Source organism: Streptomyces sp. NRRL WC-3618, from assembly GCF_001280005.1.
In the GTDB taxonomy this organism is placed as follows: Bacteria; Actinomycetota; Actinomycetes; order Streptomycetales; family Streptomycetaceae; genus Streptomyces.
This window is the reverse complement of sequence record NZ_LGDW01000229.1, coordinates 1-1,441: the sequence shown is the minus strand read 5'-3', so window position 1 is coordinate 1,441 and position 1,441 is coordinate 1. Positions and strand designations below refer to the sequence as shown.

Sequence of the window (1,441 nt, the reverse complement as noted above, 5' to 3'; positions counted from 1 at the left end):
CGCAATACCGGTGACTTTGGGGTTTTCAGGTCGTTGGTTGTGGTGTGCCAAGGCCCGGACAGGTGAAGTCGTCGTCGGATGACCGGTTTTCGGATCGGATCGCGATTGGGGTGCTGACCCGCGCGTTTCCGCCGGAGTTGGTGGATGAGGTGGTCGCGGGATGTGGCCGGGTTGAGCAGCGCCAACGGCTGCTGCCCGCCCGGGTGGTGGTCTATTTCGTGCTGGCGATGTGCCTGTTCTCCGGGCAGGGCTATGAGGAGGTCGCCCGACTCCTGACGCACGGACTTCAGCGGATGGGCCGGTGGAAGGGGACCTGGCAGGTGCCGACCACCGCGGCGATCGGCCGGGCCCGTCTGAGACTGGGCCCGGAGCCGCTGAAGGCACTGTTTGCCCGGGTGTGCCGGCCGGTGGCGACCGAGGAGACCAGCGGGGCCTGGTATCGGGGGTGGCGACTGGTCGCGGTCGACGGCACCACCTTCGACGTGCCGGACACCGAGGCCAATGCCGCCTTCTTCGGCCGCCCGGGAGTCAGCCGCGGACAGGAGAAGAGCGCCTATCCGCAGGTGAGGGTGGCCGCGCTGGCCGAGTGCGGCACCCACGCTGTCTTCGCGGCCGAGGCCGGACCGCTGGCTGTCCATGAAACCGAGCTGGCCCAGCGCCTGTTCAGCTCACTGACGCCGGGGATGCTACTGCTGGCCGACCGGGGCTTTCGCGGCTTTGACCTGTGGCGGGCCGCCGCCGCAACCGGCGCCGACCTGCTGTGGCGGGTCAAGAACGACGCCGTACTCCCCGTCCGGGCCCTGCTGGAGGACGGCTCCTACCTCTCGGAGATCGTCGCGGCCCGGGACAAGAACCGTCGCGCGGACCCGGCCCGGGTCCGGGTGATCGAGTACACGCTCGGCCGCGACGGCAGCGACACGGTGTACCGGCTGATCACCACCATCCTGGACCCCAAGACCGCCCCGGCCGCGTCGCTGGCCGCGCTGTACGCCCAGCGATGGGAGATCGAGAGCACGCTGGATGAGATCAAGACCCATCTCGGAGGCCCCCGCCTGGTCCTGCGCTCCCAGCACCCCCGCGGCGCCGAGCAGGAGATCTTCGCCTTCCTGCTGGTGCACCACGCCCTGCGGGACCTGATGCACCAGGCCGCACAGCAATCCGAGCAAGACCCGGACCGGATTTCCTTCACCCGCACCCTGCGCGTCGTCCGCCGCCACGTCACCGACCAGGCGGCATTTTCCCCCCTCCCGGCTGGCCCGGGCACTGGTCACGGCCCTGCATGAGATCCGCGAACGGCTCTTGTCACCCCGGCGGTTGCGCTCCAGCCCGCGCGTCATCAAACGCAAGATGTCCAACTGGAAGCTCAAACGCGCCGAGCATCACAATCCGCCCCGGCCGGACACTCCCCGCATGACCCTGGTCGGGCCGACCAAGGCCAGAC

1 protein-coding gene is annotated in these 1,441 nt (G+C 69.5%); it reads left to right on the top strand.

Annotated features, from left to right (window positions below; all coding sequences use genetic code 11):
- The first annotated feature begins 44 nt into the window (after positions 1-44).
- The gene (locus ADL01_RS20265) at positions 45-1,283 is read left to right on the top strand and encodes an IS4 family transposase (RefSeq protein ID WP_053743432.1); all 1,239 of its coding nucleotides are present in this window, start codon (positions 45-47) and stop codon (positions 1,281-1,283) included.
- Positions 1,284-1,441 lie beyond the last annotated feature (158 nt).